This window comes from Acidisoma sp. 7E03 (assembly GCF_054665075.1).
The window spans coordinates 209,324-226,596 of the sequence record NZ_BAAFHE010000006.1; the positions used below are offsets into that span (position 1 = coordinate 209,324).

A 17,273-nucleotide genomic window follows, 5' to 3' on the forward strand; every position below is an offset into this window, starting at 1 on the left:
GGACATGGTCGCGACGATGGCATCGACATGGGAAGAGGTCCGCCGCAGCATCTTTGGCGATCATGATCCTTACGCGGGCTTCAACGCGCATCGCTACGCTGCGGACATGCAGGGGTGGAACAGCCATCACTTGTTTCTGTCGGACTCGATCGCACGGCTGCGGCCCCGGATCATCGTCGAGATCGGCGTCTGGAAGGGCGGTTCCAGCATCTTCATGGCGGAGAAGCTGAAGCAGCTGGAATTGCCCGCCGTCGTCATTTCCGTCGACACGTTTCTCGGCTCTTGGGAGCATTACGAGCAGGCCGAGTATTTTCCGAGCCTGCTGCACCAGAACGGCTATCCCTCCCTCTTCTATACCTTTCTGACCAACGTCGTGCGGGCTGGCGTGCAGAATCAGGTTCTGCCTCTGCCGCTCGACAGCACCAATGCCGCCCATGTCATCGGCCGCAAGGGATTGCGCCCGGACATCATTCATGTCGATGCCGGGCATGATTTCGAATCGGTCACGAACGACCTGCGGCTGTGGTGGCCGCTGCTGGCGCCGGGTGGAATCATGATCGCCGACGATTACGACGCCGCGGGGGTGGTGTGGCCGAGCGTTCGCGATGCGGTCGATTGTTTCCGGGAGACGACGCCGCACACGCAATTCGAAGCCATTCCCTACAAGGCCCGATGGAGCAAGCCGGCCTGAGCCTTCGCTCTACCAAAACTTCCCGGTCATCGACATAGGAAACACGAGGCCCGCCATGAAAGTCGTCCTGCTTGCCGGTGGTTTTGGAACCCGGCTGTCTGAAGAGACGCAGGCGCGCCCCAAGCCGCTAGTCGAGATCGGCGGCAAGCCGATCATCTGGCACATCATGAAGATCTACTCGCATTACGGCTTCAACGAATTCATCGTCTGTGCCGGCTACAAGGGCGATATGATCAAGGAATATTTCGTCAATTACATTCTTCATTCCAGCAATGTGACGGTGGACGTGCGCGGCGGCACCGTGCGCTATGAATCCGAGAGCCGTGATCCATGGCGGGTCACTGTCGTCGACACCGGTCTCAACACCATGACGGGTGGACGCATCAAACGCATCCTTCCCTATATCGGCGATGACCGCGAGTTCCTGATGACCTATGGCGATGGTGTGACGGATCTTGATATTCCGGCGGTGATTGCGCTGCATCGCGCCGAGAGACGGCTCGCCACGGTGACGGGCGCGCAGCCGCCCGGACGCTTCGGGCAGTTGAGTCTCTCCGGCAACGCGGTCACCTCCTTCCACGAAAAGCCCAAAGGTGAGGGCGGGTGGATCAATGCAGGCTTCTTCGTCTTGCCGAAAAACATCGGCGACTACATAGACGGTGACGACACGATGTTTGAGCATGGGCCTCTGGAAGCGCTCAGCGCGCAGGGCCAGTTGTCGCTCTATCGGCACGAGGGATTCTGGCGTCCGATGGATTCCCTGCGGGACAAGATCGCGCTGGAGGAGATGTGGTCCGACGGCAAGGCGCCATGGAAGATCTGGGCGTGACCGCGATGCCCGAGGCCTTTGGCGGATCATATCTGGGCCAGCGCGTGCTGGTAACCGGCCATACCGGCTTTAAAGGAGGATGGCTCAGTCTCTGGCTCAATCGCTTGGGCGCGCATGTCTCCGGCTATGCCCTGCCGCCACCCACGGAGCCGGCGCTCTTCGATCTCGCGCGTATCGCGGCGATCGTTGATCATACCGAGAACGATATCCGCGATCTGGCGGCGTTCCGCGCCGCCCTGCATCGGGCAAGGCCCCGGTTCCTCTTCCATCTCGCGGCCCAGCCGATCGTCTCGCGGTCCTACGCCGAACCGCTGGAGACGCTTTCGACCAATGTCATGGGCACGGCGGTGATCCTCGAAGCGCTGCGGGAGGTCGACTGGCCCTGTGCGGCCGTCATCATCACCAGCGACAAGGCCTACGACAACGTCGAATGGGCCTGGGGCTACCGTGAAAACGATGCGCTCGGCGGCAAGGACATCTACAGCGGCTCCAAGGGCGCGGCGGAACTTGCGATCAAAAGCTACCGTCATTCCTTCTTTCCGAACGGCGAGGGCGCGGTGCGTCTGGGCATTGCACGGGCAGGCAACGTGATCGGCGGTGGTGACTGGGCGCAGGACCGGATCGTGGTTGATTGCGTGCGCGCCTGGCAGAAGGGAGAGCGGGTGCGCTTGCGCAGCCCGGAGGCGACGCGACCCTGGCAGCACGTTCTAGAGCCCCTGAGCGGCTATCTTGCACTGGGACAGGCCCTTGTGGAGTCGCCGGCCCTGCATGGCGAGGCCTTCAATTTCGGCCCGCGGGCCGAGCAGAGCCGAACGGTGATCCAGCTTCTCGGCGATCTCGCGCGGGAGATGGGTTTGCCGGAGGACTCTGCCTATGAGATCGTCGAGCGCAAACCCTTCCGCGAGGCGGGTCTGCTCAAGCTGAACTGCGACAAGGCGCTGCTCGATCTGCGCTGGAGCCCGACGCTCGGCTATGAGCAGGTCGTGGGCATGACGGGGCAGTGGTACCGCGCCGTGCTACAGGACGGCGCCGATGCGCAGAGGTTGAGCCTAACGCAGATCGCCGCCTATGAGGCGGAGGCCCGCCGTCTCAGGCAGGTTTGGACCCATGGGCCATCACGATGAGGGAGGAGCGGCCGCCCCTCATGCCCGGCGTGCAGGTGACGGAACTGCGTCGTATTCCGACGCCGGATGGTGAGGTGCGTCACGGTCTGCGGCGGGAGGAGTCGGATTTTGCTGGTTTCGGCGAAGTCTATTTTTCGGAAGTGCTGCCGGGGCATATCAAAGGCTGGAAACGCCATCGCCTGATGACGATGAATCTCGTCGTGGTCCAGGGTACCGTGCGATTCCTGCTCTGCAATGATGAAGCAACAGATGAGGTTCTTCTCTCGGCCGATAGCATGATCGCGCCCTATGGCAGGCTGACGGTGGCTCCGGGCCTCTGGATGGCCTTTGCAGGCATGGGCGCTGGCACCAACCTGCTGATGAATCTCGCCAGCCATAGCCATGATCCAGCGGAAGCCGAGCGGGCGGCGCTTGCAACCTTTGCCCACCGGTTTCCGGAGTTCCCCTGGGCGGAGCCAGCGCGATGACCGTAGAAGGCCCGATCCTCATCACTGGAGCCCGAGGCATCCTCGGTTCTGCCTTCATGGCTCGCATCCCGGAAGCGATCGGTCTCGGGCGGAGCGATCTCGATGCGGACGCGCCGGAGACCGTGGTGCGCGAGGTCGTAACGCGGCAGCCGTCGCTGATCATCAACTGTGCCGCCGATACCGATGTCGAAGGCGCCGAGAGCGACGACGCCCGGGCGATTGCCGTGAACGTCACCTTGGCGGCCGCCCTTGCGAAGGCTGCAACAGACAGCGGCGCAGGCTTCGTCCATTTTTCCAGTACGGGCTGCTACGGCACGTATAAGAGCGTGCCGTATGAGGAGAGTGATCCGCTGCGGCCGACGACGGCGCATCATCGCAGTAAGGCGCTCGGCGAGGAGGCGGTTCTGAAGGCTCACCCGGGCGCGGCCATCCTGCGTCTCGGCTGGGTCTTCGGCGGTGCGCCCGGGCAGCGTAAGAACTTCGTCTGGGCGCGGCTGCGTGAAGCGGAAGGGAAGGCGGTGATCGGATCTGACCCGACGCAGATCGGGTCACCGACGAGTCCCGCGGATGTGGTGACGCAGGTCCTACATCTTTTGGCGCTAGAGCGCGGCTGTGGGGTGTTTAATTGCGTGGGCAACGGTCCGCCCGGATCACGGCTGGAGTACGTCGCGGCCATTCTTGCGGCCGCTGGAAGTCCGACCCGTGTGGAGGCAGCCTCATTCACCCGCCGCGCCGCGGTCTCTCCCAACGAAGCGGCGGTCAACGCACGGCTGCAACAGATTGGGCTCGACGTCATGCGGCCGTGGCGGGAGACGCTCCAGGATTGCGTGCTCGGTTTGAAGGCGTCGCTTTGAGAATTATCCGCACGGGCGAAGCCGGACGAGCGGTCCGCATCAATCGGCGGTTGCTTCCAGACTGGAAGCGGTCTCCGGAAAGAACTCGGCAAACTTGCTCAGATAATGCTCGTACAGTGTCGGGTCGTTTCGAATGAAATGGACCAGGTTGTGGTCCACCGCTTCTGGAAAGCCACGGCGGTAGTTGCGGTAATCGGCGATCTTGGGTCCGTGAAAATGAATGATCTCAGCATCGTCATTGACGCCCCAGTAGGGCTTCCAGTTCATGCCGATGCCGAGGTGCGTCCATCGCATCCAAAGGAAACCGTTAAGGTCTCCTTGCTCATAAGCGCAGAAGATGCGGTTCCGTAACCGCATCTCAATAAATTCCATGATGTCCGGTAACAAACGCCGCATGTTCGCGACGTTGTAGACCATGACGCCACAGTTGAAATAATTGTAGTTGTCGATCTGCGCTTCTGGACAGGCGCCGAGGTAGCGGATTTCCCACGGCGGAAGCGAGGGATGCTTCTGAAAGACGACGTCGACGTCCGTATAGAGGATGAGCGGGTCGCGTGTCTCGAAGAGGGGGAGATACAGTTTCAGATATGTTCCGTTCGCCATGGCGGGCGAAAAGCCCTCAAGCCCAGCAAGGGCTTGGTCCATACGATTCACGAAAGGCACGTGCATTTCGTGAATCTCGACTCCCTGGCTGACAAGAAAGTCGCGCATCTCCGGCACCAGACCTTGGCAGATGCAGACCGGTTCAAGATCGGTGTTCTTGCGGGCAGAGAGAACCGCGGCTCGGATCTGGTCGCGCAGGGAATGGCTGCCGTCGAGGCTAATCGTGAAATACCATTTCGAGAGCCGCTGCATCTTGGTCCCACCGCTACCTCATTGCGGTTTCACATTATGCGTCTCTCATAGTGTCTTGCAACGGCACTTTGAGCTGCCACCCTACTTCTGATACTTCGCCTTCCATTCTTCATAGGGCATGCCGTAGACATGCTCGCGCGCGGCGGCGTCCGACAGATCGAGGCCTTTCGCCTCGGCCGCCTCGCGATACCAGCGGGCGAGGCAGTTGCGGCAGAAACCCGCAAGGTTCATCAGATCGAGGTTCTGCACATCGGTCCGTTCCTGCAGATGCGCAACCAGGCTGCGGAACGCCGCGGCCTCCAGCGCGATGCGGGTATTGTCGTCCATCGCTCGTGTCTCCTTCACATGCCGCCGGGATAGTTCGGGCCGCCGGCGCCTTCGGGCACGGTCCAGTCGATGTTCTGCGCCGGGTCCTTGATGTCGCAGGTCTTGCAATGCACGCAGTTCTGCGCGTTGATTTGCAGCCGCGGCCTTCCCTCCTCGATGCCGATCGCCTCATAGACGCCGGCGGGGCAGTAACGGCTTTCAGGGCTGCGGTATTTCTCCCAGTTCTCGGTGAGCCAGGTGCCGGCATCCCGCAGCCGCAGATGCGGCGGCTGATCTTCCTCGTGATTGGTGCTGCTGAGGAAGACCGAGGAGAGACGGTCGAAGGTCAGGACGCCGTCCGGCTTCGGATAGGGGATGCGTCGGTCCTCGCGCGCCGACTCCAGCACCTCGTTGTCGGCGTGATCATGGTGAAGGGTCCAAGGCGCGCGCCCGCGGAACAACACGGTATCTACGGCGGAATAGAGGAAGCCGCCGAAATTGCCGAACTTGGCGAAGGCCGGGCGGATGTTGCGCACGGCGGAAAGCTCCGCATGCAGCCAGCTTGCCCGCAGCTTCTCGGTGAAGGCCGTAGGCTCGGCCGCGGTCACGGCGCGCGCTTCGGCCACCGCTTCCGCCGCCATCATGCCGGATTTCATGGCGGCGTGGGTGCCCTTGATCTTGGGCACGTTGAGGAAGCCGGCGGCGTCGCCCACCAGGGCGCCGCCCGGGAAGGTGAGGCGGGGGATGGATTGCAGCCCGCCTTCGCTCAGCGCGCGGGCACCATAGGCAATGCGCCGCCCGCCCTGGAAATGCTTCGCGACATGGGGATGCGTTTTCAGCCGCTGCATCTCGTCGAAGGGTGAGATCCAGGTGTTCTTGTAGTCCAGTCCGATGACGAAGCCGTAGGAGACGAGATTGTCGCCCAGGTGATAGAGCCAGGAGCCGCCATAGGTTTCGTTGTCCATCGGCCAGCCGAAGGTATGCTCGATCAACCCTTTCTTGTGGTTCGCGGCCGGAATCTCCCACAGTTCCTTGATGCCGAGACCGTAGGTCTGCGGGTCCACGCCGTCGCGCAGGCGGAAGCGCGCCATGAGCTGCTTCGAGAGCGAGCCGCGGCAGCCTTCGGCGAAAAGCGTGTAAGGGGCACGCAGCTCCATCCCGGGCTGGAAATTGGCGCCCGGCTTTCCGGTGCGATCGATCCCCATGTCTCCGGTCACGATGCCGGCGATCTGGCCGTTCTCCTCGATCAGCTCGGCCGCGGCGAAGCCCGGGTAGATCTCCACCCCTAAGGCTTCGGCCTGGGCGCCGAGCCAGCGCACCACGTCGCCCAGTGAGACGATGTAATTGCCCTTGTTATGCATCTGGGGCGGCGTCGGCAGCCGGAAGGCGCTCTCTTCCGTGAGGAAGTAGAACCGGTCCTCCCGCGCCTCCGTGGTCAGCGGCGCCTCCCGCTCCCGCCAGTCGGGCAGCAGTTCTTCGAGCGCCCGCGGCTCGATGACCGCACCGGAGAGGATGTGCGCGCCCACTTCGCTGCCCTTTTCGACGACGCAGACGCTCGCTTCCGGCTCCAACTGCTTAAGGCGGATGGCGGCGGCGAGACCCGCCGGGCCCGCGCCCACGATGAGCGTGTCGAACTCCATGGATTCGCGCTGCATAGTCTCTCCCAGCCCGGCTCGGACCCTGTCGGGCCCAGGATAAAACGATCGGGCTAGTGATGCCCATGGCTTGCCGTCCGGCGCAAGCGGGCTCGGGCCGGACGCTGTGCCTGCCCTCAGTCGGCCGCGTAGCCGAGTGTCGCCATAACGGGGGCGAGGATGGGCAGCACCGGGGCAAGCTGCCCCCGGTAGTGCCGCCAGCGGCCGATGGAGCGGTCGTAGAGCGGTTCCGTTACCTGGGCATAGCTCGCCGTCCGCGCGTAGCGGCGGTTTTCATGGGGCGCGAGGCAGGCGGGGTCGAACGCGAGGCCGAGCGCCTCCAGCAGGGTGCGGATCACCGTACCCTGGTCGGCGACCAGCTCTTCGTAGCGCACCCTCCGATAGGCGAGATCGGGCATCTCTGCCCGGTAATGGGAGACGAGATCCATGATCCGCACATAATGCAGCGCCGCCGTTTCCAGGGCGCTCGCGCAGTGAAAGCCATGGGTGAAATGGTTGGAGAAGGCCGAGACCATCACGTCCAGCGGATGCCGGACGAGGTGCAGCAGGGGGGCGCCGGGGAAGACGAGGCCGATCAGGCCAAGATGGGTTTCGTTCAAGGGCATCTTGTCGGTGAAGAGGCGGGGACTTCCGTCCGCCAGCACGCCCATCTGCCGCACGCGGCGTAGGTAGAGGTCGCGCAGCAGATCGAGCCCGCTGCGCTGGTCCCCCATCCAGAGTTCGGACAGAGCCTCGGGGTAGCCGATCGGGCTGCCGAGCAGCCGGGGCAGGACCAGGGCGAGTTCCTGGATGAGCGGTAGTTCGTCTCCCGCCGCAATCTCGGGATGGGCGGACAGGCTCTGCTCCAGCAGCGTTGTGCCCGAGCGCGGAAAGCCCAGGATGAAGACCGGCTGAGGCTCCTCCGCCCGTAACGCCGCGCGCGGCAGCAGCGCGAGACGGGAGGCGACGAAGAAGGTCCGCAGGCGGTCGAGCTCCCGCGCCGCCACCGCTTCGGCATAGGCATGGCCGGAGAGCGCCCGCGCCCGCGCCTTGCCTTCGGCAAAGGCCGCCCAGGCATCGTCGTAACGGCCCAGCCGGTCGAGAAGCCGGCCCTTTTCCAGTAACTCCCCCGGGCCAAGCCCGTCCGCGCGGTCTGCGGCCATCCGATCGATGAGGGCCACGGCGGCTTCGCTCTCACCGGTGCGGCCGAGCAGGGTCGCGCGGGTGAGGGCCAATTGCGGATCGGCGGGATAGGCGATCTCGGCCACGTCCAGCACGGCGCGGGCAGAGTCGAACCGCCGGTCGGCCTCTTCCAGTCGGGCGAAACCCAGCAGCGTCTGGCGCACGGTGGGCGCGAGACCGAGGGATTCCAGATAGAGCTGCCGCGCCTCTTCCATGCGGCCCTGGCCCTTCAGGTTCCAGGCGAGATTGGCGAGCACGATCGGGTCGCGACCCGCGGCGAGGTCGAGCACGCGGCGATAGTGATATTCGCCGGTCTGCGGCTTGCCGGCCTCGGTGAGGATCATCGCCATGAGATTGTGCGCCTGGGCGCTGAGCGGCGCGACGCGGATGGCGTTGCGCGCCTGCCCCTCTGCCTCCGCGAGCCGTCCCTGGGTGAAGAAGGCCATGGCCAGCGCCAGATGCGCCGGAAGATTGTTCGCGTCCAGCCGGACGATCCGGCGCAGCAGCGCTTCCGCCGCTGAGGCATTCCCCTCCCGCTGCCGCATCTCGGCGAGCAGGGCGAGAGCAGGCACGGAATCCGGGGCGAGGTCCAGGATGTCCGACAGCAGGGCTTCGGCGACGGCGCCGTCGCCACGGGCCTGGGCGGCCTGCGCCTCCGCCACCAGAGGCAAGAGCCGCCGAAGCGCCGTCGGGCTGGTGCGATCGCCCGGCGGACGGGCACAGCACCGCGAAGGCCGCAGACCGCTGCCGCAGGTGCAGAGACCGCTCATCGGCCGGTCTTCCTTCCATAATGATACGAAAAAGAAATAAATTGGTTGGCGGATCGTGTCGAGCCCGCGCTTTCTAGCCTAGCGTCCGGCGGTTTAACCTGGGCCTGACATCGGCAGGTGAGGCGGAGGCGGCGTGCAGGCGGGGCAAATCGAAGAGCGGCCTTGGGCGCCCGTCGTAGGGGGTGTGCAGCTTGCCGTGCGGCTCACGCCCCGGGCGCGCAAGGAAGGGTTGGACGGGCTGGTTCGGGATGCTGCGGGGCGGCCGCTGCTCCAGATCCGTCTGGCCGCGCCGCCGGTGGAGGGGGCGGCGAACGCCGCCCTCATTGCCCTCCTCGCCCGTGCGCTCGGCCTGCGCAAGGCCGAGGTTCAACTTCGCTCCGGTACTACGTCCCGCATGAAGATCCTGTTTCTTGCCGGGGAGCCGGCGGTCCTCACCGCGCGGCTGGGCGCGTGGCTTGATCGCGGAGGGGGTTGATTCACCCCCCGCTCTCATGGCTCATGTCGGCGCCTGCTGCCCCGCAGCCTCGCTTGCGGGTCAGGCTGTCTCGGGGGCTGAGCCCCTCTTTCTCTCTCTCACAAGCTGGGACGCCTGGAATGTCGCTCTCTCGAACGCCGATCGCTTCACAGCGGCTGCGCCGCCGCCGCCGCACGAAGATCATCGCGACGTTGGGGCCGGCCAGTTCCACCACCGAGGTCATCACCCGCCTGTTCCAGACCGGCGCCGACGTGTTTCGCCTGAATTTTAGTCATGGCAGTCATGATGACCATGCAGCGCGCATCGCCTCTATCCGCGAAGTCGAAAAGCGCTTCGACCGGCCGATCGGCATCCTGGCGGACGTGCAGGGCCCGAAGCTGCGTGTCGGCCGCTTCGCCGGCGGCAAGGTGCATCTGCAGACGGGCCAGGCCTTTCGGCTCGATCTCAACCCGACGCCGGGAGATGCGCGGCGTGTGAACCTGCCGCATCCCGAAATCATCGCGGCGGCCGCGATCAACAGCCATCTGCTGCTGGACGACGGCAAGCTGCGCCTGCGCGTGACCCATAAGCGGGACGACCATCTGGAAACCGAAGTCATCTTCGGCGGCCCTCTGTCGGACCGGAAGGGCGTGAACGTGCCGGACGTGGTACTGCCGATCCCGGCGCTGACCGAGAAGGACCGGCTCGATCTCGACTTCGCGCTGAACGCGGGCGTCGACTACATCGGCCTCTCCTTCGTGCAGCGGCCGGAAGATGTGATCGAGGCGCGGGACATTGCGGCCGGCCGCGCCTGGATCATGGTCAAGATGGAAAAGCCGCAGGCGCTCGACAATCTCGACGAGATCATCCGCCTGGCGGATGCGGTGATGGTGGCGCGCGGTGATCTCGGCGTCGAACTCCCGCCCGAGGAAGTGCCGCTGGCCCAGAAGCGCATCGTGCGCACCGCGCGCCAGATGGGCAAGCCCGTCGTCGTCGCGACGCAGATGCTGGAGAGCATGATCACGGCGCCGGCGCCGACCCGCGCCGAAGCCTCCGACGTCGCGACCGCCGTCTTCGACGGCGCGGACGCCGTGATGCTGTCGGCGGAAAGCGCTGCCGGCCAGTATCCGATCGAGGCCGTGAACATGATGGACCGCATCGTCGCCCGCGTGGAGCAGGACGGCGGCTGGCGGCAGATCACCGATGCTTCCCGCCCCGAGCCGGAGGATTCGGCTGCGGACGCGATTGCCGCGGCCGCGCGGCAGGTGGCCCACACCATCCAGGCGCCGGCCATCGCGGCCTTCACCGACAGCGGCCGGACGGCGCTGCGGGTCGCGCGCGAGCGGCCGGACTGCCCGATCCTCGGCCTCACCCCCCGCGCCGAGACGGCCCGCCGCCTCGCCGTGGTCTGGGGCGTGCATGCGGTGGTCGCCAAGGACGTCGATTCCTTCCCCGATGCAACGGACGAGGCGCGCGACGAGGCGCGCAAGGAAAACATGGCGCAGCCGGGCGAAAACATCGTCGTCACCGCCGGCGTGCCTTTCCGCCAGTCCGGCGGCACCAACATGGTGCATGTCGCGAAAGTCTGAGTCGTCTGCTCTGAAGGATTCCGCATGACCCAGCTGCCAACGATCGTGGTGACCGGCGGGAGCCGGGGCATCGGGGCCGCCATCTGCCGCCTGCTGGGCCAGGCGGGCTATGGCGTTGCCGTCAACTACGCGCAGCAGGCGGATGCGGCCGAGGCTCTCGTCGCCGAGATCGTCGCCGGTGGCGGTCGTGCCGCAGCCTTCCGCGGAGACATCTCCTACCCGACCAAGGTGAAGCATGTGTTCGAGGCGGCCGAGGCGGCGCTCGGGCCGATCGGCGGGCTCGTCAACAATGCCGGCACCACCGGCCAGCACGCCCGGATCGAGGACCAGACCCAGTCGGCGCTCGAAGGGCTGTTCGCGATCAACGTCTTCGGCTCGTTCTATTGTGCGCAGGAGGCGGTGCGCCGCCTCTCCACCACCCATGGTGGGAAGGGTGGGGTGATCGTCAACATCTCCTCGGTCGCCGCCCGGCTGGGCGGCCTCGCGGGCCAGGTGCCCTATGCCGCGACCAAGGGGGCGATCGAGACCTTCACCAAGGGGCTGGCCACCGAAGTCGCCAAGGAAGGCATCCGGGTCAATGCGGTGGCGCCCGGCATGACGGCCACCGACATGGCGACGCCTTGGATGCAGGAAGCGGCCCTTAGGGGCGGCGGCATTCCGATGGGACGCATCGGTGAGGCGGAGGAGATTGCCCAGGCTGTGCTGTGGCTGATCTCGCCGGCTGCCTCCTACGTCACCGGATCGGTCATCACCGTCTCCGGCGGCCGGTAACCGGGGCCGAAGATGGCGGTGTAGGGTGAACTCAGCGGCGCTGAGCGCCCCCTACCGTCAATAGCCTTTCGAGAAGTCGACCGGCGTCAGCAGGGGCTCGCCCCGCGTCAAGGCGGCGAGATTGGCGAAGAAGATGTCGAGCGAGCGCGGCACGTAGCTCACCGCGTCGTCCACCGAGACATGCGGCGTCATGATCATGTTCTTCGTCGTCCAGACGCGATCCTCCGCGGGCACCGGCTCGGGGTCGAAGACGTCCAGCACCGCGCCCGAGAGATGGCCCGCATCGAGGGCGTCACACAGCGCCTCCTGATCGACCAGCGGGCCGCGGCCGATATTGATGACGGCCGCGCCCTTGGGCAGCAGGGCGATGCGGCGGCGGTCGAGGATGCGGTGGGTCGCGGGCGTCAGCGGCGTCGCCACGAGAAGGAACTCCGTCTCCGGCAGCACGGCGTCCAGCGCGTCGGTCGCGAGCACCTGGTCACAGGCCGGATGCGGTTCAGGGCGGGTGCGCAGGCCCGTCACCCGCATGCCGAAATGCTTCGCTTGTTCCGCGGCGGCCTGGCCCATGGAGCCGAGGCCGAGCACGGTGAGGTGCCGGCCGCGCAGGCCCCGCGTGAAGACCTGGCGCCAGACCTTCTGCTGCTGATCCGCGATGCAGCCCGGCATGCCGTTGGACAGCATGAGAAGGGCCATGGCCACGAACTCGCCGGCCTTCTCGGCATGAGCGCCGCGGTTGTTGATATAGGGCACGGGCGGCATCTGCGCCGCGGGCAGGGTGTCCACCCCCGCGGCGACGGAGAAGATCAGCCGCAGGGCCGGGGCCTCGGACGGCTGCAGCTTGGCGATCAGCCGCTTGATAGCGGCCGGTCCGGCGATGAGAGCCTCGACCTCCCGCGCGACGGCCTCGAAATCGGCGTCCATCGCGCCGAAAGTCACGACATGGCCGGCGTTTTCCTGCCCGGCGCGGGCGACGGCATCGGCCCACTGCGTGGGAGACACGTTGAAGACGTCGGGCTGTTTCGGGTGGTTCTGGATGTGGATGCGCATGGCCGGAGACTGGCGTGCCGCCAGGGCGATGGCAAGTCAGCCGCCCGGCGGTTCCGGCAGGGTCGCACGCAGGACCAGCGCATCGGCGCCATTGGCGTAGTAGCCGCGTCGTCGCCCGACTTCGGTGAAGCCGGCTGCGGCATAGAGCCCGCGGGCGGCGGCGTTGCCGACCTCGACTTCGAGGAAGACCTGGCGTACGCCGCGGGCGGCGGCCTGGCGCAGCGCCTCTGCCAGCAGGCCAGCGGCGATGCCGCGACGACGCGCGGCAGGGGCGGTGCCGAGGGTGAGGATTTCGGCTTCGTCCAGCGTCAACCGCAGCAGGATCATGCCGCCCCGGCTGTCCAGCAGGCCGACGACGCCATGCATTTCAAGCTGCTGCTGAAAGGTCGCGGCGCCCCAGGGTTCCTGAGGGAAGGCAAGGGCGTGGATCGCGGCGAGCGCGGGGGCATAGGCCGGTCCGACCCGGGTGATGCTCATGATGGAACCGGCGTGCCGCTGACCGGGGGCGGTCGCAAGCCGCCGCGCGGCAGCAGGGCACGCGGCGGGTCGATGTAGAGCGGCTGCGCGGCGAGGGGTGGGAGACGACCGGCCGCGCGACGGGCTGCGGCCCGTGCGACGCCCGCGGCATGCGGCAGGGCGGGGCCGATCACCACTTTGGTGGAGAGGCCCAGCGCTGCCGCCAAAGCAGTGGCCCCATCCCCCGTCAGACGCAGGCCCAGCGGTGCCTCCGGCGGCTCGGCGAGTAGCACCACCGTCCAATCCGCCGGCGCACCCCCCTGATGCAGAAAGAGGCGGCCCTGCCGCGCATCGAGGGCGCACCACAGCGGTGCCGGCGGCTCGGGCTCGGCAAAGGCCAGAGCTTCGGCTGTCGTCACGGCGATGAGCGGACTCCCGGTGCCGCCCGCCAGACCGGCAGCGAAGGCGATGCTCGCACGGAGCCCCGTGAAACTGCCGGGTCCGACATTCACGGCAACGGCGCCGAGAGCCGAAGCGCTAAGGCCTGCTTCGGCGAGCAGACCGGCGACCATTTCGGGCAGTAACGCCGCTTCCCCTGTCTGGCCGCTGCGTTCGGCGGCGGCCAGACAGCATTCGTCCTCCGCCATCAGCACGGCGGAGCAGAGAGGGGAAGAGGCGTCGAGGGCCAGAAGGGGAAAGAAGGACAGGGGAGGTGACCTTGACGGAGTCGATGCCGATTACAGACTGCCACAGACGTACGCTTGCCAAGCATGAGCGGCAGATGTAGCCGCCATGCCATGCGCAAGCTTCTGATTCCAGCACTCTTCTTCGGCCTGACCGCGGGGCTCGCGCTGCCGCCCTTCTATCTTCTGCCCACGTTGTGGGTCGCACTGCCGGGCCTCCTCTGGCTGATCGGCAAAGCGGAGAGTTGGAAGCAGGCGGCCTGGGTCGGCCTCGCCTTCGGCTTCGCGCTGAATTGCCTCGGCCTCTACTGGATCACCGAGCCGATCCTGATTGAGGCGGCGCAGTTCTGGTGGCTGGTGCCCTTCGCCGTGCCTGGCCTCGCGCTCGTCGTCGGCCTCTTCATCGCGGTGCCCACGGCACTCGCCCGGGTCGCACCCCAAGGCCTGCCACGTATCCTGGTCTTGGCTGGTGGCTGGACCCTGGCCGATCTCGCCCAGCAATTCGTGCTCACCGGGTTCCCTTGGAATTTCTGGGGCACGGACGTGGCGCTGCCGGGGCGGCTCGGCACCATTCTCATCCAACCGGCGGCCTGGGTGGGCGTGCTTGGTCTCACCCTCGCCATCGTCTTCGTCGCCGCCCTTCCGTCCCTCGGCCGTCGCGGTCTGGCCGCGTCGCTCGGACTGATGCTCGTCTGGGTCGGCCTCGGCGCGGTGCGGCTTGGCCGCTCGCATCCGGCGCCGCTGGCCGCGGTCGTCGGCGTCATCCAGGGGGACGGCACCGCCGAATTCGTGTCGACGCGTGCCGCCGCGGTCGCGCTCTTCCGCCGGTATCTCGCCCTCAGCGCGCAGGCGGTGGCCGAAGCGCGGTCCGCGCATCCGGGTCTGCCGATCGTGCTTCTCTGGCCCGAGACCGCATCGCCGTTCCTTCTTGAGACCGATGCGGCGGCGCGCGCTGCCATTGCCGAGACGGTGGGAGCCGACGTCACCGTGGTCACCGGCATGCTGCGCTTCGGGCCGCAGGGGGCCATCTATAACAGCATGGGCGTGGTGCGCGGGGCAGGGCCCCTGCTCGGCATCTACGACAAGTGGCATCTCGTGCCCTTCGGGGAGTACGAGCCGGCCTGGATGCCGCTGCAGATCCTGCCGGGCCAGGGCTTTACGCCGGGCACCGGGCCAAAGACGCTGCATGTCCCGGGCCTGCCGCCGCTCGGCCCGATCATCTGCTACGAATCCGTGTTCTCTGGCCAGATCATCAAGGAGAGCGATCGGCCCGACTGGATTGCCCTCGTCACCAACGATGCCTGGTTCGGCAACAGCGCGGGGCCGCGCCAGCATCTGGCGGCCGGTCGGCTGCGCGCGGTGGAAGAGGGGCTGCCGCTGGCCCGCGCGGCCAATACCGGCATTTCGGCGCTGTTCGATGCCTCGGGGCGCGAGATCGGTCGGGTGGGCATGGACCGTCAGGGTGTGGTCGTCGCTCCCCTGCCGGGCCCATTGCCGCCGACCCTTTTTTCTCGTCTCGGCCTCTGGGCGCCGGCAGTTCTGGCGGTTCTCACGCTTCTGCTGGGCCTCGTTCTGGGGAGGGCGCGCGGGTCAAGGTAAAGATTTGGTAAACATCGCTGGTGTTTGAGAATGATTATGATAAACAGGAAAAGTTAGTAAATGGTTAAGCCGTATCGTTTCGAGTGACTTGCTCCGCTACCCGGACGGCATGGGTCCAGTGGGGGCAGGCGGCGCAGCGGTGCCGGTCCCATTTCGGGGCCATCTTTCGAAAGACGCATGGGCAAACGCGCATCCGACCTTGGTGAATCAGTCCCCAGTCCCGTTGACGTGCACGTCGGTGCACGGATCCGGCAACGGCGCACCGCGCTCGGTATGTCTCAGGAAAAGCTGGGCGATGCGCTGAATCTCACCTTTCAGCAGATCCAAAAATATGAACGTGGCGTGAACCGCGTCGGGGCGTCCCGTCTCTATGATTTATGCCGGGTCTTCGACGTTACGGCCGACTATTTTTTTGAGGGTCTGCCCGATTTCGATGCCATCGAAGCGGGCTTTCTGCCCCGGGTTGCCGCTACCAACGGCAACGGCGTCCGGACCTTCGCGGAATCTCAGGCGCGGCTGGGCGAGGCCGAAAAGCTACCGGCCGATACCGCCGAGTTGCTGCGCCACTTTCACCACGTGACGGACCCCGAAGTCCGCCGCCGGATACTCGACCTCGTGAAGTCGCTGGCAGCGTCGGTTCGCTAAATTACGCAAAGTGACGATTGCGTTAAATCGAACCGGTTCGGGTAACCGATGGTTTCCAAGTGTCAGGCGGCCAGTTCCGGCACCATCAGCCCCGGGCGTCCCGCCTCCCGAAGAAAGACCTCGGAGATGAAAGTGGCCAGCGCGTCGGTGACCGGCTGTCGCGCTTCCCGCGCCCGGATCATCATAACCTGGAAATCGGGCAGCGGCGGCAGGCCTTCCTCGGGACCGAGCATGACCAGCCCTTCGGGCAAAGCCGTAGCCGGTGAGATCGTAATGGCGAGCCCCGCCAGCACGGGCGCTAGCGTTCCGATCTGCGCTGCCGAGCTATAGGCGACGCGATAGCGCCGTCCGACCGTCTGCAGCGCGTCCTCTGCGGCGGCGCGCCAGCAGCAGCTCGGGTCGGAAAGGGCGAGGGGCAGGGGGTCGAGCCGGTGCGTCACGTGCCGGGTCGATCCCACCCAGACCAAGGGGCCGCGCCATAGCGGCTCCCCTTCCATCGCACGGGCCGACTCCCCCTCCGAAACCAGGGCGAGGTCGAGAGCTCCAGCCTGCACCCGGGGCACGAGTTCATTGGATGGCGCACAAACCACCTCGACCTCGACGCTCGGATGGACCTCGGAGAAGCGCATGAGCACGCGCGGGAGGAAGCGCAGTGCGTAATCGTCCGGCGTGCCGAGGCGCACGGAGCCGCTGACCGACGGCTCGTGGAAGGTCCGCCATATGTCGTCGTTCAGCGCCAGCATCTCGCGCGCCCGCTCCAACAGGAATTGCCCGTGCCGGGTCAGTTCCACGCTGCCGCCGCGTCCACGATGAAACAGCTGCTGGCCGAGCGTGCCTTCCAGCCGCTGCATCTGCATGGAGACGGCGGATTGCGTGCGCCCCACCACCTGGGCGGCACGGGTGAAGCTACGCTCCTCGGCGATGAGCACGAAGCTACGGAGGAGATCGGGATCGAGGCTTGCGGGACGGATCATGAGCATCAAGGTAATTGATTCTTGGAATAAGAACAATTCGTTTTTCTAATGCAGATGAGGGCGCCATCTTCCCACTCACAGCAGTTCCAGAAGGAAGATCGCCATGTCCCTCGCCCTCGACACACGGCTCGTCTCCGCCAAGGTCCGCCGCACGCCCCTGTCCGTGTGGCAGCTTCTTCTGCGCGTCTACACGGCCTCCGCCCGTCGGGCGGCGCTCCGCCGCGAACTCGATCGCATGGATGCGCACATGCTGTCCGACCTCGGCGTGTCGCGCGCCCAGCTCCTGTTCGAAATCGAGGAGGACACGCGCCTGCGCTGACCACCCTTGCGGGCAAGCCCCTCT

Annotated in this window: 19 protein-coding genes; 11 read left to right on the forward strand and 8 right to left on the reverse strand. The window is 66.2% G+C overall.

Translation table 11 applies throughout. The features are described from left to right. Positions 1-16: 16 nt before the first annotated feature. Genes ACYQ6W_RS11490 through ACYQ6W_RS11510 form a run of 5 tightly spaced genes read left to right on the forward strand, consistent with a single transcriptional unit; the run spans position 17 to position 3,965 of the window. Positions 17-691: a class I SAM-dependent methyltransferase gene (locus ACYQ6W_RS11490; RefSeq protein ID WP_459675435.1), complete on the forward strand. Its 675-nt coding sequence runs from the start codon at positions 17-19 to the stop codon at positions 689-691. 55 nt (positions 692-746) lie between these two features. After that, positions 747-1,520 (forward strand): glucose-1-phosphate cytidylyltransferase, encoded by a 774-nt coding sequence (gene rfbF / locus ACYQ6W_RS11495; protein WP_459675437.1) that lies wholly within the window; start codon positions 747-749, stop codon positions 1,518-1,520. Between the two features lie 5 nt (positions 1,521-1,525). Continuing rightward, positions 1,526-2,644 (forward strand): CDP-glucose 4,6-dehydratase, encoded by a 1,119-nt coding sequence (gene rfbG, locus ACYQ6W_RS11500; protein ID WP_459675552.1) that lies wholly within the window; start codon positions 1,526-1,528, stop codon positions 2,642-2,644. A gap of 20 nt (positions 2,645-2,664) precedes the next feature. After that, entirely contained in the window at positions 2,665-3,111 is a 447-nt protein-coding gene (locus ACYQ6W_RS11505; RefSeq protein WP_459675438.1) for a WxcM-like domain-containing protein, read from the forward strand. After that, complete coding sequence (locus ACYQ6W_RS11510; RefSeq protein WP_459675439.1) at positions 3,108-3,965, forward strand: SDR family oxidoreductase; 858 nt, start codon at positions 3,108-3,110, stop codon at positions 3,963-3,965. The genes ACYQ6W_RS11505 and ACYQ6W_RS11510 overlap by 4 nt, the downstream gene beginning before the upstream one ends. 39 nt (positions 3,966-4,004) lie before the next feature. Here the strand turns inward: ACYQ6W_RS11510 and ACYQ6W_RS11515 are convergent, their stop codons facing one another. From ACYQ6W_RS11515 to ACYQ6W_RS11530, 4 genes are all read right to left on the reverse strand, one after another. Continuing rightward, the gene (locus ACYQ6W_RS11515) at positions 4,005-4,820 is read right to left on the reverse strand and encodes a glycosyltransferase (RefSeq protein WP_459675441.1); all 816 of its coding nucleotides are present in this window, start codon (positions 4,818-4,820) and stop codon (positions 4,005-4,007) included. Positions 4,821-4,901: 81 nt separating this feature from the next. Next, on the reverse strand, positions 4,902-5,147 hold the full coding sequence (locus tag ACYQ6W_RS11520; protein ID WP_459675442.1) for a DUF1244 domain-containing protein: 246 nt from the start codon (positions 5,145-5,147) through the stop codon (positions 4,902-4,904). A 14-nt stretch (positions 5,148-5,161) separates the two neighbouring features. Then, positions 5,162-6,781, reverse strand: a complete 1,620-nt coding sequence (locus ACYQ6W_RS11525; protein WP_459675443.1) for an electron transfer flavoprotein-ubiquinone oxidoreductase — start codon at positions 6,779-6,781, stop codon at positions 5,162-5,164. 116 nt (positions 6,782-6,897) lie between these two features. Next, positions 6,898-8,712 carry a tetratricopeptide repeat-containing sulfotransferase family protein gene (locus ACYQ6W_RS11530; protein ID WP_459675444.1) on the reverse strand — a complete coding sequence of 605 codons (1,815 nt, stop codon included), beginning with the start codon at positions 8,710-8,712 and terminating at the stop codon, positions 6,898-6,900. A gap of 133 nt (positions 8,713-8,845) precedes the next feature. Between ACYQ6W_RS11530 and ACYQ6W_RS11535 the strand changes: the two genes are divergently transcribed. From ACYQ6W_RS11535 to ACYQ6W_RS11545, 3 genes are all read left to right on the forward strand, one after another. Further along, the gene (locus ACYQ6W_RS11535) at positions 8,846-9,187 is read left to right on the forward strand and encodes a DUF167 family protein (protein ID WP_459675445.1); all 342 of its coding nucleotides are present in this window, start codon (positions 8,846-8,848) and stop codon (positions 9,185-9,187) included. A gap of 119 nt (positions 9,188-9,306) precedes the next feature. Beyond that, positions 9,307-10,755 (forward strand): pyruvate kinase, encoded by a 1,449-nt coding sequence (gene pyk, locus ACYQ6W_RS11540; protein ID WP_459675446.1) that lies wholly within the window; start codon positions 9,307-9,309, stop codon positions 10,753-10,755. Positions 10,756-10,779: 24 nt separating this feature from the next. Continuing rightward, the gene (locus ACYQ6W_RS11545; protein ID WP_459675447.1) at positions 10,780-11,526 is read left to right on the forward strand and encodes an SDR family NAD(P)-dependent oxidoreductase; all 747 of its coding nucleotides are present in this window, start codon (positions 10,780-10,782) and stop codon (positions 11,524-11,526) included. A gap of 57 nt (positions 11,527-11,583) precedes the next feature. Here ACYQ6W_RS11545 and ACYQ6W_RS11550 read toward each other — a convergent pair whose 3' ends face one another. The 3 genes from ACYQ6W_RS11550 to tsaB are packed head-to-tail and all read right to left on the reverse strand — an operon-like array spanning position 11,584 to position 13,736. Continuing rightward, positions 11,584-12,573: a D-2-hydroxyacid dehydrogenase gene (locus tag ACYQ6W_RS11550; RefSeq protein ID WP_459675448.1), complete on the reverse strand. Its 990-nt coding sequence runs from the start codon at positions 12,571-12,573 to the stop codon at positions 11,584-11,586. A gap of 36 nt (positions 12,574-12,609) precedes the next feature. Next, positions 12,610-13,050, reverse strand: coding sequence for a GNAT family N-acetyltransferase (locus ACYQ6W_RS11555; RefSeq protein WP_459675449.1), 441 nt, complete (start codon positions 13,048-13,050; stop codon positions 12,610-12,612). Next, positions 13,047-13,736 (reverse strand): tRNA (adenosine(37)-N6)-threonylcarbamoyltransferase complex dimerization subunit type 1 TsaB, encoded by a 690-nt coding sequence (gene tsaB / locus ACYQ6W_RS11560; protein ID WP_459675553.1) that lies wholly within the window; start codon positions 13,734-13,736, stop codon positions 13,047-13,049. The genes ACYQ6W_RS11555 and tsaB overlap by 4 nt, the downstream gene beginning before the upstream one ends. A 90-nt stretch (positions 13,737-13,826) precedes the next feature. On the opposite strand from tsaB, the gene lnt reads away from it, so the two are divergent. After that, positions 13,827-15,311: an apolipoprotein N-acyltransferase gene (lnt, locus tag ACYQ6W_RS11565; protein WP_459675450.1), complete on the forward strand. Its 1,485-nt coding sequence runs from the start codon at positions 13,827-13,829 to the stop codon at positions 15,309-15,311. A 177-nt stretch (positions 15,312-15,488) separates the two neighbouring features. Beyond that, on the forward strand, positions 15,489-15,956 hold the full coding sequence (locus ACYQ6W_RS11570) for a helix-turn-helix domain-containing protein (protein WP_459675451.1): 468 nt from the start codon (positions 15,489-15,491) through the stop codon (positions 15,954-15,956). A 62-nt stretch (positions 15,957-16,018) separates the two neighbouring features. Here the strand turns inward: ACYQ6W_RS11570 and ACYQ6W_RS11575 are convergent, their stop codons facing one another. After that, the gene (locus ACYQ6W_RS11575; protein ID WP_459675452.1) at positions 16,019-16,936 is read right to left on the reverse strand and encodes a LysR substrate-binding domain-containing protein; all 918 of its coding nucleotides are present in this window, start codon (positions 16,934-16,936) and stop codon (positions 16,019-16,021) included. Positions 16,937-17,033: 97 nt separating this feature from the next. Between ACYQ6W_RS11575 and ACYQ6W_RS11580 the strand changes: the two genes are divergently transcribed. Beyond that, positions 17,034-17,249 carry a DUF1127 domain-containing protein gene (locus tag ACYQ6W_RS11580; protein WP_459675453.1) on the forward strand — a complete coding sequence of 72 codons (216 nt, stop codon included), beginning with the start codon at positions 17,034-17,036 and terminating at the stop codon, positions 17,247-17,249. Positions 17,250-17,273: the final 24 nt, after the last annotated feature.

Excerpts from the sequence above, each read along its gene's own strand:
- ACYQ6W_RS11550 (WP_459675448.1), bottom strand. The coding sequence starts at position 12,573 with ATGCGCATCCACATCCAGAACCACCCGAAACAGCCCGACGTCTTCAAC.
- ACYQ6W_RS11490 (WP_459675435.1), top strand. The coding sequence starts at position 17 with ATGGCATCGACATGGGAAGAGGTCCGCCGCAGCATCTTTGGCGATCAT.
- ACYQ6W_RS11510 (WP_459675439.1), top strand. The coding sequence starts at position 3,108 with ATGACCGTAGAAGGCCCGATCCTCATCACTGGAGCCCGAGGCATCCTC.
- ACYQ6W_RS11505 (WP_459675438.1), top strand. The coding sequence starts at position 2,665 with ATGCCCGGCGTGCAGGTGACGGAACTGCGTCGTATTCCGACGCCGGAT.
- ACYQ6W_RS11525 (WP_459675443.1), bottom strand. The coding sequence starts at position 6,781 with ATGCAGCGCGAATCCATGGAGTTCGACACGCTCATCGTGGGCGCGGGC.
- ACYQ6W_RS11580 (WP_459675453.1), top strand. The coding sequence starts at position 17,034 with ATGTCCCTCGCCCTCGACACACGGCTCGTCTCCGCCAAGGTCCGCCGC.
- ACYQ6W_RS11515 (WP_459675441.1), bottom strand. The coding sequence starts at position 4,820 with ATGCAGCGGCTCTCGAAATGGTATTTCACGATTAGCCTCGACGGCAGC.
- ACYQ6W_RS11545 (WP_459675447.1), top strand. The coding sequence starts at position 10,780 with ATGACCCAGCTGCCAACGATCGTGGTGACCGGCGGGAGCCGGGGCATC.
- ACYQ6W_RS11520 (WP_459675442.1), bottom strand. The coding sequence starts at position 5,147 with ATGGACGACAATACCCGCATCGCGCTGGAGGCCGCGGCGTTCCGCAGC.
- pyk (WP_459675446.1), top strand. The coding sequence starts at position 9,307 with ATGTCGCTCTCTCGAACGCCGATCGCTTCACAGCGGCTGCGCCGCCGC.
- ACYQ6W_RS11530 (WP_459675444.1), bottom strand. The coding sequence starts at position 8,712 with ATGAGCGGTCTCTGCACCTGCGGCAGCGGTCTGCGGCCTTCGCGGTGC.
- rfbF (WP_459675437.1), top strand. The coding sequence starts at position 747 with ATGAAAGTCGTCCTGCTTGCCGGTGGTTTTGGAACCCGGCTGTCTGAA.
- ACYQ6W_RS11555 (WP_459675449.1), bottom strand. The coding sequence starts at position 13,050 with ATGAGCATCACCCGGGTCGGACCGGCCTATGCCCCCGCGCTCGCCGCG.
- lnt (WP_459675450.1), top strand. The coding sequence starts at position 13,827 with ATGCGCAAGCTTCTGATTCCAGCACTCTTCTTCGGCCTGACCGCGGGG.
- rfbG (WP_459675552.1), top strand. The coding sequence starts at position 1,526 with ATGCCCGAGGCCTTTGGCGGATCATATCTGGGCCAGCGCGTGCTGGTA.
- ACYQ6W_RS11570 (WP_459675451.1), top strand. The coding sequence starts at position 15,489 with ATGGGCAAACGCGCATCCGACCTTGGTGAATCAGTCCCCAGTCCCGTT.
- ACYQ6W_RS11575 (WP_459675452.1), bottom strand. The coding sequence starts at position 16,936 with ATGCTCATGATCCGTCCCGCAAGCCTCGATCCCGATCTCCTCCGTAGC.